The 15,387-nt window shown below is 58.8% G+C and carries 13 protein-coding genes; 10 read left to right on the top strand and 3 right to left on the bottom strand.

Features of this window, described 5'->3' with window-relative positions:
• Positions 1-104 precede the first annotated feature (104 nt).
• Genes alaC through crcB form a run of 4 tightly spaced genes read left to right on the top strand, consistent with a single transcriptional unit; the run spans position 105 to position 4,434 of the window.
• Entirely contained in the window at positions 105-1,292 is a 1,188-nt protein-coding gene (gene alaC, locus GTU67_RS13015) for an alanine transaminase (protein WP_185780492.1), read from the top strand.
• Positions 1,289-2,593, top strand: a complete 1,305-nt coding sequence (locus GTU67_RS13020; protein WP_185780493.1) for a homoserine dehydrogenase — start codon at positions 1,289-1,291, stop codon at positions 2,591-2,593. The genes alaC and GTU67_RS13020 overlap by 4 nt, the downstream gene beginning before the upstream one ends.
• Positions 2,590-3,999, top strand: coding sequence for a threonine synthase (gene thrC, locus GTU67_RS13025; protein ID WP_185780494.1), 1,410 nt, complete (start codon positions 2,590-2,592; stop codon positions 3,997-3,999). Before GTU67_RS13020 ends, thrC begins: the two co-directional genes overlap by 4 nt.
• 51 nt (positions 4,000-4,050) lie before the next feature.
• On the top strand, positions 4,051-4,434 hold the full coding sequence (gene crcB, locus GTU67_RS13030) for a fluoride efflux transporter CrcB (protein ID WP_185780495.1): 384 nt from the start codon (positions 4,051-4,053) through the stop codon (positions 4,432-4,434).
• Positions 4,435-4,462: 28 nt separating this feature from the next.
• On the opposite strand, the gene hpnE is transcribed toward crcB, so the two are convergent.
• From hpnE to hpnC, 3 genes are read right to left on the bottom strand one after another with little or no spacing between them, the layout of a single operon-like run.
• The gene (gene hpnE, locus GTU67_RS13035) at positions 4,463-5,767 is read right to left on the bottom strand and encodes a hydroxysqualene dehydroxylase HpnE (RefSeq protein WP_185780496.1); all 1,305 of its coding nucleotides are present in this window, start codon (positions 5,765-5,767) and stop codon (positions 4,463-4,465) included.
• On the bottom strand, positions 5,764-6,627 hold the full coding sequence (gene hpnD, locus GTU67_RS13040; RefSeq protein WP_185780497.1) for a presqualene diphosphate synthase HpnD: 864 nt from the start codon (positions 6,625-6,627) through the stop codon (positions 5,764-5,766). The genes hpnE and hpnD overlap by 4 nt, the downstream gene beginning before the upstream one ends.
• Before the next feature lie 7 nt (positions 6,628-6,634).
• Positions 6,635-7,528, bottom strand: coding sequence for a squalene synthase HpnC (gene hpnC / locus GTU67_RS13045; protein WP_185780498.1), 894 nt, complete (start codon positions 7,526-7,528; stop codon positions 6,635-6,637).
• 79 nt (positions 7,529-7,607) lie between these two features.
• Between hpnC and alr the strand changes: the two genes are divergently transcribed.
• The 6 genes from alr to GTU67_RS13075 all read left to right on the top strand — a co-directional run bounded on the left by alr (position 7,608) and on the right by GTU67_RS13075 (position 15,385).
• Positions 7,608-8,738: an alanine racemase gene (gene alr, locus GTU67_RS13050; RefSeq protein WP_185780499.1), complete on the top strand. Its 1,131-nt coding sequence runs from the start codon at positions 7,608-7,610 to the stop codon at positions 8,736-8,738.
• A 25-nt stretch (positions 8,739-8,763) separates the two neighbouring features.
• Complete coding sequence (locus tag GTU67_RS13055) at positions 8,764-9,486, top strand: SDR family oxidoreductase (RefSeq protein ID WP_185780500.1); 723 nt, start codon at positions 8,764-8,766, stop codon at positions 9,484-9,486.
• Positions 9,487-9,500: 14 nt separating this feature from the next.
• Positions 9,501-10,868: a DNA repair protein RadA gene (gene radA / locus GTU67_RS13060; RefSeq protein WP_185780501.1), complete on the top strand. Its 1,368-nt coding sequence runs from the start codon at positions 9,501-9,503 to the stop codon at positions 10,866-10,868.
• An 18-nt stretch (positions 10,869-10,886) separates the two neighbouring features.
• A complete protein-coding gene (locus GTU67_RS13065) occupies positions 10,887-13,394 on the top strand; it encodes an ABC transporter permease (RefSeq protein WP_185780502.1) in 2,508 nt (835 codons plus the stop codon).
• A 32-nt stretch (positions 13,395-13,426) separates the two neighbouring features.
• Complete coding sequence (locus GTU67_RS13070; protein ID WP_249417716.1) at positions 13,427-14,215, top strand: 3-deoxy-D-manno-octulosonic acid kinase; 789 nt, start codon at positions 13,427-13,429, stop codon at positions 14,213-14,215.
• Positions 14,216-14,290: 75 nt separating this feature from the next.
• Entirely contained in the window at positions 14,291-15,385 is a 1,095-nt protein-coding gene (locus GTU67_RS13075) for a polyamine ABC transporter substrate-binding protein (RefSeq protein WP_185780503.1), read from the top strand.
• Positions 15,386-15,387: the final 2 nt, after the last annotated feature.

The raw sequence follows: 15,387 nt of genomic DNA on the forward strand, positions 1-15,387 counted from the left end.
GGTGCCAGGATTACTTTGACGGTTGCTTTTATTGGGGCAGGCTATCGTTTAAACTAATAGGTTATTCGCTTTTGTCCCCCTCTTGTAGACCCCAAGGAATTACCATGACGAATTTTCCTCGCATTGAGCGTTTGCCGCCTTATGTTTTCAATATTACGGGCGAGCTCAAGATGGCGGCGCGCCGTCGTGGCGAGGACATCATCGATATGTCGATGGGCAACCCCGACGGTTCAACGCCCAAGCATATCGTCGACAAACTCGTCGAAGTCGTGTCGCGCCCCGATACTCACGGCTATTCCGTGTCCAAAGGCATTCCGCGTTTGCGCAAGGCTATTTCGGGTTGGTACGGGCGTCGGTACGGTGTTGATATCAACCCCGACACCGAAGCCATTGTCACAATCGGCTCGAAAGAAGGGCTGGCTCACCTGATGCTGGCCACCCTCGACAGGGGCGACACCGTGCTGGTCCCCAACCCCAGCTACCCCATCCATATTTATGGCGCGGTTATTGCCGGTGCAAACATTCGCTCGGTACCCATGACGCCGGGTCTCGACTTCTTCGAAGAAATCGAGCGCGCCGTCAAAGAGGCGATTCCCAAGCCCAAAATGATGATTCTGGGCTTCCCCAGCAACCCCACTGCGCAGTGTGTCGAGCTCTCGTTCTTCGAGCGCATTGTGGCCTTGGCCAAAGAACACAACATTCTGGTCGTGCACGACCTGGCTTACGCCGACATCTGCTTCGATGGCTACGTGGCGCCGTCAATCATGCAGGTGCCGGGCGCCCGCGACGTTGCCGTCGAGTTCTTTACCATGAGCAAAAGCTACAATATGGCAGGCTGGCGCGTCGGGTTCATGGTGGGTAACGCCGAGCTGGTCAATGCGCTGGCGCGTATCAAAAGCTATCACGACTATGGCACGTTCACGCCCATTCAGGTCGCGGCCATTACGGCCCTCGAAGGTCCGCAAGATTGCGTCGACGAAGTGGTCGAACAATACCGCGTGCGCCGCGACGTCCTGGCCAAGGGCCTGCACGAAGCGGGCTGGCCGGTGGATATCCCCAAAGCCTCCATGTATATCTGGGCGCGTATCCCCGAAGCCTATCGCTCCCTGGGTTCGCTCGAGTTCTCCAAAAAGCTCCTCGAACAAGCCAAGGTGGCCGTGTCGCCGGGCGTCGGGTTTGGCGAGTATGGCGACGATTACGTGCGGTTTGCACTGATCGAAAACGAGCAGCGTATCCGCCAGGCGGTGCGCGGCATCAAAGAAATGTTTCGCAAAGACGGGTTAATTAAATGAGTCCTGTAAAAGTAGGTTTGTTGGGTTTTGGCGTTGTCGGCGGTGGTACGTTCAAGGTACTGGCGCAAAATGCCGAAGAAATCGCACGTCGTGCGGGTCGTAAAATCGAGGTTGTTGCTGTTGGCGCCCTGAATGTCGACACCGTTCGTGAACTGGTGGGCGACAACGTCCTGGTGACCAGCGACGCCTACGAAGTCGTGCGTCACCCGGAGGTCGATATTGTTGTCGAACTGATCGGGGGCGACACCATTGCGCGCGAACTCGTCAACGAGGCCATTGCCCGTGGCAAGCATGTGGTCACCGCCAACAAAGCCTTGTTGGCCAAGCACGGCAACGAAATCTTTGCCGCTGCACACGACAAAGGCCTGATGGTCGCTTTCGAAGCCGCTGTCGCCGGGGGCATCCCCATCGTCAAGGCCATCCGCGAAGGCCTGACCGCCAACCGCATCCAGTGGCTGGCCGGCATCATTAACGGCACAACCAACTATATTTTGTCCGAAATGCGTTTCAAGGGGCTGTCGTTCAACGAAGCCCTGGCCGATGCACAACGCCTGGGTTACGCCGAAGCCGACCCCACCTTCGATATCGAGGGCGTCGATGCGGCACACAAGCTCAGCTTGCTGGCGTCTCTGGCTTTCGGTATTCCGGTGCAGTTCAGCAAAGTTCACATCGAAGGCATCACCGGTCTGGCCAAAGAAGACATCGCCCATGCCGAGCGCCTGGGCTACCGCATCAAGTTGTTAGGCATTACCCGCCGTTGCGATCAAGGCATCGAGCTGCGCGTTCACCCTACATTAATTCCGGTCGAGCGCCTGCTGTCCAGCGTCGAAGGCGCCATGAATGCGGTTCAGGTCAACGGCGATATGGTTGGTCCGACGCTGTACTATGGCCAGGGTGCGGGCGAGCTGCCCACAGCCTCTGCGGTAGTGGCCGACCTGGTCGACGTTACCCGTTTGCTGCTGGCCGATCCGGGCCATCGCGTCCCCCACCTGGCCTTCCAGCCAGGCGCCATGGCCGATACCCCCATTTTGTCCATGGATGACGTGATTTCGTCGTATTACCTGCGTCTGCGTGTCGATGACCGCCCCGGCGTGCTGGCCGATCTGGCCCGTGTACTGGCCAATCATCAAATCTCTATCGGGTCCATGTTCCAAGAGCCTCACGGCCCGGCCGATGCCGATATTATTTTCTTGTCGCACGAGGCTCGCGAAGGTAACGTTAACCGTGCGCTCGAAGAAATTCAGGCGCTGCCATTTGTTAAATCCCACGTCACGCGTCTTCGCGTCGAGTCGCTGCTATGAAATACCGCTCCACTCGCGGCGGCATGGCGCCGCTCGAATTTTCCGATATCCTGCTCGAAGGTCTGGCCCCGGATGGCGGCCTGGCCTTGCCCGAGTCGCTGCCCAAAATTTCGTCCGAAACCCTCGAAGCCTGGCGCGAGCTCAATTATGCGCAGCTGGCGACCGAAGTCCTGGGCTTGTTCATCACCGACATCCCGCGTGCCGATCTTGCCAGGCTTACTGCCGCCGCTTATAACAACCAGGTGTTCGACACACCCGACATCGTACCGGTCAAGCCGCTCGATAACGGCTTAAGCCTGCTTGGCTTGTCGCAGGGGCCAACGCTGGCGTTCAAAGATATGGCCATGCAGTTTTTGGGCCAGGTGTTTGAATACGTGCTGGCAAAACGCAACAGCACACTTAATATTCTGGGCGCTACCTCGGGCGATACCGGTTCGGCCGCCGAGTACGCGCTGCGCGGCAAAAAAGGTGTGTCGGTATTCATGTTGTCGCCGCATGGCCGCATGAGCGATTTCCAGCGCGCCCAAATGTATTCGCTGCAAGACGACAATATCCACAATATTGCTGTCAAGGGCGTGTTCGACGAATGCCAGGACATCGTCAAGTCATTGGCCGGCGACCTCGATTTCAAATCGCGCTATCACCTGGGCGCCGTCAACTCCATTAACTGGGCGCGCATCGCCGCTCAGGTGGTGTATTACTTCTGGGGTTGGCTGCGTGCCACCACCGGCCCGGGCCAACAGGTTTCGTTTGCGGTGCCCTCCGGTAATTTTGGCAATATTCTTTCGGGCCACCTTGCGCGCGAAATGGGTTTGCCGGTGCGTCGTCTGGTGCTGGCCACCAACGAAAACAACGTACTCGAAGAGTTTTTCCGCACCGGCATCTATCGTCCGCGTTCGGCAGCGCAAACGCACGCGACGTCCAGCCCGTCCATGGATATTTCGCGTGCTTCCAACTTCGAGCGTTTCGTTTTCGATCTGGTCGGCCAGGATGCCGCGCGCGTCGCGCAATTGTGGCAGCAATTATCGCAATCGGGCGAGTTCGACTTGTCCGGTCTGAAGTCGCAGTTCGAGGCGCGTTATGGTTTCGTGGCCGGCGTCAGTACGCACGCCGACCGTCTGGCTACCATCCGCAGTGTCCACGCGGCCACCGGCGTCATTATCGATCCGCATACGGCCGACGGCGTCAAGGTGGCGCGTCCGTTTGTCGAGGCCGGCATCCCCATGCTGGTGCTCGAAACCGCCTTGCCGGCCAAGTTCAACGACACAATCGTCGAGGCCATTGGCCAACCCGCGCAGCCGCCCGCGCATCTGGGGCATCTGGGTTCGTTGCCGCAAAAAGTCGAAATCATGGATTGCGACACGGCCCTGGTTCGGCGCTACATCGAGCAACACGCCAAGGTGTAAGGCCGTGTCACGCCAGCTTTGTTGGCGGGGCCTGTTCCCCGCGCTGTGGCAATGATTACCGTTACCCACCTTCTGGCGGTGGGTATCGGTGCCGCATTGGGCGCCGTGTGTCGCTGGCTGTTGGGGCTATGGCTTAACCATGCCGGGGCCTTTGTGCCCTGGGGTACATTGGCCGCCAATTACATCGGCGCTTATGCCATTGGCGTGGCTATTGCACTTGTCCTTCAAATGCCCTCGGTGCCCGACTGGTTGCGGTTGTTTTTGGTAACGGGGTTTTTGGGCGGGCTTACAACGTTCTCCACGTTTTCGGCCGAAACCTTTGGCCTGCTGCAACGGGGCGATTTGTGGCAGGCGTTTTCATATGTTTTTATCAGCTTGTTTGGGGCTTTGGCCCTGACAGCCTTGGGGGTGTACTCCGGTCAGCGGCTGTTTTAGTCTCTCGTTGTTGGCGAATGTGTGCACTTTATCCAATGCATCGGGCTGCTGCTTGCCCACTGATCACCGCCCCTTCTAAAACGGCCGGGTAGCCGGTATTGGTCCAGTCTCCGGCCAGCGCCAGATTATCCCAGGGCGTGTGGTTGTCTGGCCGGGTCAGGCCCGGGGTGGCGGCAAAAGTGGCCCGTTTTTCAATAATCAACATTTGTTCGGCAACCTTGGGCATGGGTCCAAACCGCGCCGTTTGCCGGCAAACTTGTTCAAGAATTACCCGGCCTGCCGTTTCGCGGTCTGTCAGGTTCTCAGGCCGGCAGTTACTTATGACGATACTGATCAACGGATGTCGATCGGGTGCATTTGAAATAACGGCGTGATTAAAAAGCCATTGACCCAAACGTCCGGGGTCGGCCTGGTCGTCCAGCATCAGCATGGGTTCGTGCAGTGCATCCCAAGGTTCTTCAAGTATCAGGTTAAGGGTGGCGATGGGCACAGGGCTGAAGGCATCCAGGTGCTGCAGCAGGCGTTTAGTACCTGGTCGTGCGGGTAGGTCAGCCAGCAAGCGCTTTGCATTGGGTGGTGGTACGGCAACGACAAGTGCATCGTGCCAATGCTTTCCATTCAGGGTATAGCCGTTAGGTGCTGCGTTAATACGCTGGATCGGGCTGTGTCGATGCAACGTGATGTCGGCGGGCAGGTGGTCGGGCCACAGGTCAGACAAGTCGGTGCGCGGGATAAGGACATCGCTCGCGTGGCGACCGGCATCCAGGCTGTCTTTTAATACTCGCGCCATCATTGCGGTACTGGCATCGGCAAGCGGCGTGTTAAGTGCCGCCAGACATAGTGGTTCCCAGAAACGTTTGACTACGCCGGCAGGTTGACGCTGTTCATCCAGCCATTGGGCTAAAGGCCGGTCAGGCGCAACCTTCCAGCCGCCTGGTCGTAGATGCGCCATTGCCTTGAGTAGCGCCGCTTTCTCTGAGGTATGCCACCCCTTGGCCAGGGCGACTGCAGCCACTGCATGCCATGGCGATGGCAACGCGCGGCACCGCAGTTCGAAGTCCCCCGATGCTGACCGCATTTTCAGACCAAATTGCAAAAGCAGGCTGTCAGGGTCGCGATGCAGGCGTCGCATCAGTTGCAGCGTGCGCTGGTAGGCGCCAAGCATAATGTGCTGGCCGTTATCGAGCGGGGCCCGACCTGCTGCCGGCACGCGGCGCGCCCGTCCACCGGCTAACGGTCCTGCTTCATAGAGGCTGACGTCATGCCCCGCATCGTGCAGGGCAATGGCGGCGCTTAGGCCGGCCCAGCCTGCGCCGATGACGCCAACGTTCATTGGGCGAACTGGCGGCTCAGTCGTTTACCGCCGCTGACCCATGTTTTCCAGGCCAGCCAGAATTTACGTATGGGCGTGAGTGAAATGCGCTGGTCCATCACATGCCACTGATCACGTTCAATTTCGAGCAGCAGTGCATGGTAAATGGCCGCCATGGCCAAACCCGGGCGCTGGTTGCGTCGGTCGACCTCGGGCAGCGCGGCCAGAGCTTCGCGATAGTAGCTTTTTGCCCGCTCGGTCTGAAAACGCATGAGCGCAACAAAACGATCGGAATATTGGCTATTGAGGATCTCCGAGGCCTTGACGTTGAATTGCTGCAGCTCATTGACCGGAAGGTAGATACGACCGCGACGGGCATCATCGCCTACGTCTCGAATGATATTGGTCAGCTGGAAGGCCAGGCCGAGTTTATCGGCATACTCGAGTGTGGCATCGTTCTGGTAACCGAAAACGCCGACAGACAGCTCGCCCACAACGCCGGCGGCATGCCAGCAGTATTTTTGCAGCCCCGGCCAGTCGAGGTAGCGACTTTGGTCGAGGTCCATTTCCATACCGTCGATGACGGCATGCATGCGCGCGGCCGTCAGCTTGCATGGCCCGATATGGGGCAGCAAGGCCTTCATGACGGGGTGTTCGGCTTGCCCCTTGAACAACAGGTCGACCTGCTGGTGCCACCAGGCCAGGGTGCGGCGTGCAACCGAAGGGTCGTTGCACTCGTCGACCACATCGTCAACCTCCCGGCAGAAGGCATACAGGGCGGTAATCGCCAGGCGGCGCTCGGGGGGCAGGAACAAAAAGGCGTAATAAAAGCTCGAGCCACTTTTTGTGGCTTTGTTCTGGCAGTATTCGTCGGGGCTCATGCGTGACTTAATAGTTTGGCGCCTTGCGGCGCACAAGGGCCCGTGCCGAAATGACGAGCCAGTCGCGCATTTTCAGGGTGGGCCGATGATTGAATATGTCGTAGTTTAAATCGTCCAGTCGCTCAAGGATACGCAAACCGCCTTCAATCACCATGCGTAACTCGAGGGCGAGCCGGCCTGGCAGTTTTGCGGGCAGGCCGCGGCCCTCGTTAAACAGGCAGCGCGCCTGGTCGACTTGATGGCGCATGAGCGCTTGCCAGGCCGCATTGCATTGTCCGGCTGCAATCTGTGTCTCGGTCACACCAAAGGCTTGCAAGCGCGCCTGCGGCAAGTAAACGCGATTTTTTTTCCAGTCGATGGCCACGTCTTGCCAGAAATTGGTCAGCTGCAGGCCCGTGCAAATGGCATCGGCGGCAGACAGGTTCTCGGGTGATGCCGCATCATAAAGGTGCAGCATGAGTCGCCCCACCGGGTTTGCCGAGCGTCTGCAGTAGTCGAACAGCGCTTCGTCGTTGGGGTAACGGGTGATCTGAACGTCTTGTGAAAAGGCGGAAAGCAGGTCGTAGAACGGTTGTAACGGCAGACGGTGCCGGTGGATGGTCGATTGCAGGGGAACGAACACCGCTTCCAGCGCAGCCGAACAGCCATTGGCGTCGCTGTTCGGTACCGGTCGGGTGCGGGTGTCGGTGGCATGGTTCAGGGCCGTGTTTTGCGCAATCTGGTCCAGCGCTGCCCGGTAGGCATCAAGGGCCTGCAGACGGGCTTGTGGCGTTGCATTGCCTTCGTCGGCAATGTCGTCGGCCGATCGGGCGAACCGGTAGATATCGACGACCGCGCCGCGCAGATGTCGTGGCACCAGTACTGAAGCTACCGGGAAGTTTTCGTAGTGGTCGACCGCCATGAAGATTGTTTTGAATTTTTACAGGACGCCAAGCGAACGCCCTTCAGTTGGATTAGACTTTCGGTATTAGGGGGAAGTTATGCCACGTCCAATTTCGGCAACGATTTCGTTGCCGTTTTTAACTCATAACCTGGCCGTTATACACGACCAGCTAAATCGTATCAGCATCGAACACAATCGTAGTCGCCCAAAAATCTGGGCCGTGATCAAGGCCAATGCGTATGGGCATGGCATCGAAAACGCGGTCAAGGCATTTGCCCAGGCCGATGGCCTGGCCATGCTCGACGTTGACGAAGCTATTGTTTGTCGCGAAAAAGGTTGGGCCAAGCCAATCTTGATGCTGGAGGGGTTTTTTAACGCTCCCGATATTAACCTGTTCAGCCAGTACTCGCTCGATGCCACAGTTCATTGTCGTGATCAAATTGACATGCTGGCCGGTGTATCGGTAAAAAACCCTGTTAATGTGTTTCTTAAGTTAAACACCGGCATGAATCGTCTCGGGTTCGCGCCCGAGGCCTTTAACGCAGCGTGGCAGCGCGTGGCCGCCTTGCACACGCAAGGCGTGGTGGGCGACATGGGGAAAATGACGCACTTCGCACGCGCCGACGAACGTGACAGCCTGACGCAAAAGCAAATCAGTTTGCTGCGGCATGTCACCGACGCGTTGCCGGGGCCGGTCAGTATGTGCAATTCGGCTGCAACGCTCACACCCGATTACTGGTTGTCGTTGCCCGATGCGCCTGCGCAATGGGTGCGCCCGGGTATTTGTTTGTATGGGTCATCGCCGTTTGCGCATCTGTCCAGCCAACGTCTGGGTTTGCGACCAGGCATGACCCTGCGCTCACAGCTCATCAGCGTGCGCGACATTCAAGCCGGCGAGGGCGTTGGTTATGGTCATATGTTTGTGGCCGACCAGCCCATGCGTGTAGGCGTGGTGGCCTGTGGGTATGCCGATGGTTATCCGCGGCACGCCACCACGGGTACGCCGGTGGTTGTCAAAGGCGTCCGAACCCGGCTTTTGGGTCGGGTGTCCATGGACATGCTGGCGGTCGATTTAGGGCCGGTGCCTGAACCTTCTGTCGGTGACGAGGTCGTATTGTGGGGTGAAGGCGGCCCCGGTGTCGACGAAGTGGCCGTGGCTGCCGGTACCATCGGCTATGAATTATTATGCGCGGTGGCGCCGCGTGTGCCCAAAGTGGTGATTTCCTGAAACCCAACCCCGATAAGGACAGACCTTGAAAAACAAATGCGTACTGGTGACTGGTGCAACGCGCGGCATCGGCTGGGCCATCAGCCAGCGTCTGGCCGATATGGGCTGTCATGTGGTGGGGCTGGCGCGCAATACCCAAGACATCGATTTTCCGGGGTATTTGTACTCTTGCGACCTGAGTAACGCCGGCGAAACCGAGGACATTTTGCGCATGATCCGCGAAAAGTATCCTGTTGATGCCATCGTCAACAACGTCGGGGTCATCCGTGCCGAACCTTTGGGCGAAGTTGATCTGGCTTCGCTATACACCGTGTTCGATCTTAATGTGCGGGTCGCGGTTCAGGTCGTTCAGGCGTTTGTAGCCTCCATGAAAACCCGTCACGACGGTCGCATCATCAACATCTGTGGTTCCGGTGCACATGGCGCGGCCAACCAGACCAGTTTTTCAGCGGCCAAAAACGCCCTGATCGGCTGCACCAAAACCTGGGCGCTAGAGCTTGCCGAATACGGGATCACGGTCAATGCCGTATCGCCGGGCCCCATCGAAACCCAGACATTCCGCGACCAAAGCCCGGTGGGCAGCGACGCTGAAAAGAAAGCCATTGCGTCGGTGCCGCTCAAACGTTTGGGCCAGCCCGCCGACGTCGCGGCAGCTGTGTTGTTCCTGCTGTCGGCCGAGGCCTCGTTTATTACAGGTCAGGTTCTGGGGGTTGACGGTGGCAGCAGTCTGGCCGGCCGGCAGGCCTAGGGCCAGGCATACGTATGGCAAAAGTAAAAACTACATTTGTTTGCAACGAGTGCGGGGGCACCAGCCTCAAATGGGAAGGCAAGTGCCCGCATTGCGGGTCATGGAATTCGCTGGTCGAATCCATCGAATCGCCGTCCAGTACCCATCGGTTTGCGGCCCTGGCCGGCGCCAGCCCCGTACAAAACCTTGCCGACATCGAGGCGCGCGAGCTGCCTCGACAACCTTCGGGCATTGCCGAGTTCGATCGCGTTCTGGGGGGCGGGTTGGTGCCCGGGGCTGTGGTGCTTATTGGCGGCGACCCCGGCATTGGTAAATCGACGCTGCTGTTGCAGGCGTTGGTGTCGTTGTCGCACGTCGTTCCGGTGCTGTATGTCACAGGCGAAGAATCCGCCGAACAAGTCGCTTTGCGTGCGCGCCGCCTCGAGCTTGAGACCGGCAAGGTGAGCTTGCTGGCCGAAATTCGTCTTGACGCCATCATGGCGACGCTGGCCGACAAAAAGCCCGCAGTTGCCGTCATCGATTCTATCCAGACGCTATATTCTCCCGACCTCTCGGCAGCGCCCGGGTCAGTGTCCCAGGTGCGCGAATGTGCCGCTCAGCTTACGCGGCTGGCCAAGCAAACCGGTATCACCATCGTTTTCATCGGGCATGTCACCAAAGAAGGCGCGCTGGCGGGGCCACGGGTACTCGAGCACATTGTTGACTCGGTGCTTTACTTTGAAGGCGATTCGCACTCCTCGTTTCGACTGGTGCGTGCCATCAAGAACCGTTTTGGCGCGGTCAACGAACTCGGCGTATTTGCCATGACCGATCGTGGCCTCAAAGGGGTCAGCAATCCGTCGGCGTTGTTTTTATCCCAGCACGACCAAAGTGTTGCGGGTTCTTGTGTCATGGCAACCCAAGAAGGCACCCGTCCCTTGCTGGTAGAAATCCAGGCCTTGGTCGATACCGCACATGCGCCCAACCCCAGGCGGCTTAGCGTGGGCCTCGAGGGCACGCGTCTGGCCATGTTGCTGGCGGTCCTGCATCGTCACGCCGGGGTGGTAACGCACGATCAGGACGTCTTCGTCAACGCGGTGGGTGGCGTAAAAATCACCGAGCCGGCTGCCGACCTGCCGGTGTTGCTGGCTATTTTGTCATCGTTGCATAACCGTCCCTTGCCGAAAGGTCTGGTGGCCTTTGGCGAAGTCGGTCTGGCCGGCGAAATCCGGCCGGCGCCACGGGGGCAAGAGCGCCTTAAAGAAGCGGCAAAGCTGGGGTTCAGTCTGGCCATTATCCCTAAAGCCAACGCGCCGCGACAACCTATCGAAGGTCTCGACGTCTGGCCGGTCGACCGTATCGATGCGGCTATTACGCGCTTACGCGATGCCGCTTTTTCTTGATGTCCAGGGTTAACAGACATGTCTCAGCGTTCCAGTAAAGCCTCCGCATTCACGCTTGGCCTCTCGGCACTCAGGCGCGACTGGCGGGCGGGCGAGCTGCATGTCTTGCTGATCGCGCTCGTCATTGCGGTTGTGGCCGTTACCAGTGTTGGTTTCCTGGCCGATCGTGTCGGGCAGGCGCTGGGTCAAAACTCAGTGCAGATGCTGGGGGGCGACCTGGCCCTCGAGGCCGATGCGCCCATCGACCCCGAATTTGTCAACCGCGCGCAGGCAGGCGGGCTTGCAACGGCACAAACGGTTTCTTTTCCGTCAATGGTGGGCAACCAGCAAGGTGTTCGCCTGGCTTCGGTCAGGGCTGTGTCTAATACGTATCCGCTGTATCCGGGGTTGCGGGTCGACATCGGCGATCAAAAAAATATTCCGGCGCAAAGCGGTCCGGCGCACGGCTCGGTCTGGGTTGACCCGCAACTGCTCAGCCTGCTGGCCATCCAGCCGGGCGATCGGCTCGACGTGGGCGACTTGTCCTTGCCGGTTTCCGGGGTTATTGCCTACGAGCCCGATCGTGGCGTGCAGTTTGTCAACGTTGCGCCGCGCGTCATGATCCACCTCGACGATCTCGAGGCAACGGGCTTGCTGGGTTTGGGCAGTCGCGCCCGCTACGGGTTGCTGGTGGCAGGCCAGGGCAGTGCTCTGGCCGAATACAAGCGCTGGCTCGAGCCCTCGCTGGCGCGCGGGCAGCGGCTCAAGACGATTGACGATGCCAGCCCCGAGGTCAGGGGGTCATTGCAGCGTGCCCATCAGTTCCTGATGCTGGTGGCTTTGCTTACCGTCATGATTGCGGCCGTGGCCATCGCGCTGGCCACGCGGCGCTATCAGCTTCGTCACCACGATGGCGTTGCCATTATGCGGTGCCTGGGGGCGTCGCGCCGTCAGTTGCAAGGTGCCTTGTTGACCGAGTTCGTCGTTTTTGGCGTGTTGGCCTCGGCCTTGGGCGTTGCATTGGGGTACGGGGTTCATCAGGTGCTCGTGGCCTTAGTGGGTGTGCTTTTCGACACCCCTTTGCCGGCAGCATCGTTCAAGCCGGCAGGGCAGGGCTTTATGACCGGTCTGCTGCTATTGCTTGGTTTTGCGCTGGCGCCCTTGGCCGAATTGGGGCGTGTCGCACCTGCGCGTGTGCTGCGCCAAGAGCGCGGTGCACAACTGCGTTATCGGGCGGCGCCTTATATGCTTGGCCTGGCCGGCTTTTTCTTGCTGGCCTTGTGGGTGTCGGGCGACTTCAAACTAAGCGTTGTCATTGTCGGCGGCGTGTTGCTGGTGTTGGGGCTTTGTGCAGCGCTTGCGTGGGCAGGCGTTAGCGCGTTGGGGTATTTTCGCCGTCAAACAGGTACACCGTCGGTATTGCGGTTTGCCCTTGCCGGTCTGGCCCGGCGCAAGTCGTTGGTCGTTACGCAAGTATGCGCTTTGTCGGTGGGTTTGCTGATTTTGTTGCTGCTGGCCATTACCCGTACCGACTTGCTGCAAGGCTGGCAAAACGCCTTGCCCGCTAATGCGCCCAACACCTTTTTAATCAATATCCAGCCCGAGCAGCGCGATGTCGTACAAGCGGCCCTGATGCAATCCGGCATTACCCAGGTGCAACTTGCACCCATGGTGCGTGGGCGTCTGGTTGCCATCAATAACGCGCAGGTCGACTCTACGTCTTACGATAGCCCACGTGCGCAACGTATGGTCGACCGCGAGTTCAATCTGTCGTACCGGTCGACCCTGCCCGAGAGCAACCGTTTGCTGTCTGGGCAATGGCTGAACGCCCAGGGCAACGAAGTCTCGCTCGAATCGGGGGTGGCCGACACGCTGGGTGTGGGTTTAGGGGACCGCATCGACTTTGATGTGGCGGGCCAGATTGTGTCTGTCGTCGTGACCAGTCTGCGCGAGGTCAAGTGGGACTCCTTCGACGTTAATTTCTTCGCCCTGATGTCGCCTGCCGCCCTGGACGGCGCGCCCACCTCGTATATCACCTCCTTTTATCTGCCGCCTCGGCAGGGGGCGTTCGTTCAAGATCTGGTGCGCGATTTCCCCAACCTGACGGTTTTCGATGTCGGCGCCATGCTGACGCAGCTCAAGTTTATTCTGGATCAAGTCGTACAGGCGGTACAAATACTGTTTGTGTTTACCATTGCCGCCGGTGTGCTGGTTCTGGCTGCTGCCTTCTTTTCGACACGAGATGAGCGGATGCGCGAAGTGGCCATCCTCAGGATGTTAGGCGCCAACTCACGCCAGCTCTCAATTGCGATGGCCGTTGAGCTTGTGCTGGTCGGCGGCTTGTCGGGCATGCTGGCCGCCTTTGGCGCACTGTCTATTGGTTGGGCCGTGGCCGTTTACGTTATTGATATCCAGTTCACCTGGCCCCTGTGGCCCTGGGCTGTTGGGGTGTTGGTGGGTATTGCCGCGGCATTGTTCGCCGGAGCCCTTGCGCTGCGCGGTGTGTTGCGTACACCGCCGCTGTTGTCCTTGCGCGCCATGGCCTAAACCCTCTTCCTTGCTTTCGTATTCAAGACATCATGCGCAACCCTGGCAACCACTGGTTCGACATGCCGTTTAAAGGCGGTGCGATGCGATTTTCCAGCCACCTCGAAGGCATGTTCAAGCCTGAAGGGCATGGGGTATCTGCGCCGGCCGGGCCTGTCGTAAATGTTTCGGGGTCACAGCTCGATCAAACATCGTCGTGGGTTGCGCTTTTCGACCCGGCCAACTCGGCATTGCATGCCCGGCCCGTTCAATCCGGTGGCCGGCAATCCGCCTGGTTCATCGAAGGGCCTATGGGTTCGGCTTTGTTGCGCCATTACCGGCGCGGCGGTCTGGTGGCAAAGATCAGCAAAAATCATTACCTCTGGCAGGGCGCACGGCGTACCCGGGCCTTTGCCGAATTTTCTTTGCTCGATGCGATGTTCCGCCAGGGGTTGCCCGTGCCCCGGCCACTTGCGGCAGCCTACTGGAAACATGGCTTTACTTACCGCGCGGCCATCATCGTGGCTCGCATCCCCGACGTAGTGCCATTGGCCGATTGCCTTGATATGGCAGACCCGGTTGCCGTGGCGGCCGCCGTCCTGAAAATTCATGATGCCGGTGTCTGGCATGCTGATTTAAATGCCTTTAACATCTTGCTCAACGCAGGCGGGCATGTCTGGGTCATTGACTTTGACCGGGGCGAATCCCGGCACATGTCGCGGGCTTTGCGTCAGGCTAATCTGCAGCGGCTGCGCCGCTCGATGGTCAAGGTGGCCGCAGAGCAGGGCGAGCGGTTCTGGCAGTCTGTCAACCTGGCCTACTGGCAGCTCGCGGCCGCCTGATTACCGCGTTTTCCATAAAAAAAGGCGCTATCATCACGCCTTTTGTTCAATTTTGTCGTCGGGGTTTTGTCGCTAATGAGTTTTAACTCGGTTGCAAAAGTGGTCTTGTCGCTGGCATTGGCATGGTGTTCACCGGCCGTTGTCGGCCAAGTACTGAACATCTATAACTGGGCCGAATACACCGCTCCGGATACCATTCCGGGTTTCGAGCGCGAGACCGGCACACGTGTCAGATACGACGTCTACGACAGTAACGATACCTTGCAGGCCAAGCTGCTGACGGGCAAGTCGGGGTACGACATTGTTGTTCCGTCCACCCACTACGCAGCGCGTCAGCTACAGGCCGGCCTGTTTCAAAAGCTCGACAAGTCAAAGCTGCCCAACCTCAAGCATCTTGATCCCGACATCATGGCGCTTGTGGCCGCAGTTGATCCCGGCAACCAGTATTTAATACCCTGGGGGTATGGCACCAATGGCCTGGGTCTTAACGTCACCAAAATACGCGAAATTCTGGGGCCAGATGCCCCGCTCGACAGCTGGGACCTTCTCTTCAAGCCCGAATACGCGCAAAAGTTGCGCGGCTGCGGTATTTCGGTGCTCGATGAAGCGGCACAGGTGTTTCCCGCCGTTCTGAACTATTTGGGCAAAGACCCCAACAGCCACAGTACGGCCGACTACGAAGCCGCTATGGCGGTCCTGAAAGGCATTCGTCCCTATATTCGCCAATTCAGCTCGTCTGGCTATATCGATGAACTAGCTTCGGGCGACCTTTGCCTTGTTTACGGGTATTCGGGCGATGTCATGATTGCGCGTCAGCGCGCCAAAGAGGCTGGCCAGCCTTTTGAAATCGACTATGTCATTCCGCAGGGCGGCGCGCCGGCTTGGTTTGACACCATGGCCATTCCCGCTGATGCCCGCAATGTCGACGAAGCGCATGCCTTTATCAATTACATCGAAACCCCTGAAGTGCATGCCGCGATTACCAACGAAATGTTTTATCCGAATGCCAACAAGTCGGCGCGTGCATTTGTGGTCGACGAAGTGGCCAGCAACCCCATGATTTACCCGCCGCCCGAAGTGGCGCGAACTTTGTTCGTGATCAAATCCCAGCCCCTTGTTGCCAAACGCATCCAGACCCGGATGTGGGCAGCCCTGAAATCAGGTCGTTAAAC

It is taken from the genome of Pusillimonas minor (assembly GCF_014237865.1).
Classification (GTDB): Bacteria; Pseudomonadota; Gammaproteobacteria; order Burkholderiales; family Burkholderiaceae_B; genus Neopusillimonas; species Neopusillimonas minor.

Excerpts from the sequence above, each read along its gene's own strand:
- alaC (WP_185780492.1), top strand. The coding sequence starts at position 105 with ATGACGAATTTTCCTCGCATTGAGCGTTTGCCGCCTTATGTTTTCAAT.
- GTU67_RS13020 (WP_185780493.1), top strand. The coding sequence starts at position 1,289 with ATGAGTCCTGTAAAAGTAGGTTTGTTGGGTTTTGGCGTTGTCGGCGGT.
- thrC (WP_185780494.1), top strand. The coding sequence starts at position 2,590 with ATGAAATACCGCTCCACTCGCGGCGGCATGGCGCCGCTCGAATTTTCC.
- crcB (WP_185780495.1), top strand. The coding sequence starts at position 4,051 with ATGATTACCGTTACCCACCTTCTGGCGGTGGGTATCGGTGCCGCATTG.
- hpnE (WP_185780496.1), bottom strand. The coding sequence starts at position 5,767 with ATGAACGTTGGCGTCATCGGCGCAGGCTGGGCCGGCCTAAGCGCCGCC.
- hpnD (WP_185780497.1), bottom strand. The coding sequence starts at position 6,627 with ATGAGCCCCGACGAATACTGCCAGAACAAAGCCACAAAAAGTGGCTCG.
- hpnC (WP_185780498.1), bottom strand. The coding sequence starts at position 7,528 with ATGGCGGTCGACCACTACGAAAACTTCCCGGTAGCTTCAGTACTGGTG.
- alr (WP_185780499.1), top strand. The coding sequence starts at position 7,608 with ATGCCACGTCCAATTTCGGCAACGATTTCGTTGCCGTTTTTAACTCAT.
- radA (WP_185780501.1), top strand. The coding sequence starts at position 9,501 with ATGGCAAAAGTAAAAACTACATTTGTTTGCAACGAGTGCGGGGGCACC.
- GTU67_RS13065 (WP_185780502.1), top strand. The coding sequence starts at position 10,887 with ATGTCTCAGCGTTCCAGTAAAGCCTCCGCATTCACGCTTGGCCTCTCG.
- GTU67_RS13070 (WP_249417716.1), top strand. The coding sequence starts at position 13,427 with ATGCGCAACCCTGGCAACCACTGGTTCGACATGCCGTTTAAAGGCGGT.
- GTU67_RS13075 (WP_185780503.1), top strand. The coding sequence starts at position 14,291 with ATGAGTTTTAACTCGGTTGCAAAAGTGGTCTTGTCGCTGGCATTGGCA.